The organism is Streptomyces sp. 150FB (assembly GCF_000818195.1).
GTDB lineage: Bacteria > Actinomycetota > Actinomycetes > Streptomycetales > Streptomycetaceae > Streptomyces.
On the sequence record NZ_JTHL01000001.1, the window covers coordinates 3,612,802 to 3,613,948 of the forward strand.

The window sequence follows — 1,147 nt, forward strand, 5'->3', positions numbered from 1 at the left end:
CGCGCTCGGGCAGCCAGGCGGACGCCGTACCGCTGTCGTCGCTGCCGGTGTCGAAGAGGTGCGGGGAGAGCTGGGCCTGGAGGTCGGCGGGCGAGGGCCTGCGGGTGGCGTCCATCTGCATACAGGCCTCGATGAGCGGCCTCAGCTCGTTGGGCAGACCTTCCGTGTCGGGGCCCTCGCGCAGCAGCATGAAGACGGTCTCGACGGGGTTCGCGCCGTGGAAGGGGGCGTGGCCGGTGGCGGCGAAGATCAGGGTCGACCCGAGCGAGAAGACATCGCTCGCGCCCGTCACACTGCGCGAGTCGCGCGCCTGCTCGGGCGACATGTACGCGGGGGTGCCCACCGCGACATTGGTCATGGTCAGCCGGGTGTTCGAGACCCCCGACGCGATACCGAAGTCGATGACGCGCGGGCCGTCCTCCACCACCAGCACGTTGGACGGCTTCAGGTCGCGGTGGACGAGGCTCGCGCCGTGGATGGACTGGAGCGCCTCGGCGATCCCGGCGGCCAGCCAGCGCACGGCCTGGGCCGGCATCGGGCCGCACTCGTTGACCATCTCCTCCAGGGAGGGCGCGGGTACGTACGCGGTGGCCAGCCAGGGCACGGCGGCGCGGGGGTCGGCGTCGACGACGGCGGCGGTGTAGAACCCGCTGACGGCGCGGGCGGCCTCCACCTCACGCGTGAAGCGGACCCGGAACAACTGGTCCTCGGCAAGCTCCGTACGTACCGTCTTGATCGCCACCCGGCGGCCCGATGCCGAGCGCGCGAGGTAGACCAGCCCCATGCCGCCGGCTCCGAGCCGCCCGAGCACCTCAAAAGGGCCGATGCGCCTCGGATCATGCTGCGTAAGCTGCTCCACTTGCCTGCCACCTCCCCGTACGGGCCACAAAGGTACGGCCCCCTGCCCCCCTGATTCTTCCTGCCAGGGGCGGCGGTTGCGAAACCGGGGGCGGATCGGAGTGTCCTACCCCTATACGGACACTCTTCCCGGTCTGCTCAGGGATCCCTCCCGACGCGCTACCGGGGCGGTCCCGATCTGCTCGGTATCTGCCCTGTTTCTGCCCGGACTTCGCACGTGCGCCACGCGGCTGGGGCTGTGGTCTGGGTCGGTTCGTGGTTGCGGTGCGTGTGTCTGGTGCCGGGCGCC

General features: G+C 71.0%; 1 protein-coding gene. It reads right to left on the minus strand.

What is annotated here, in order from left to right; genetic code table 11:
• Positions 1–859: serine/threonine-protein kinase (locus QR77_RS15415; protein ID WP_150130567.1), on the minus strand; the 859-nt coding region annotated here is incomplete at its 3' end.
• Positions 860–1,147: the final 288 nt, after the last annotated feature.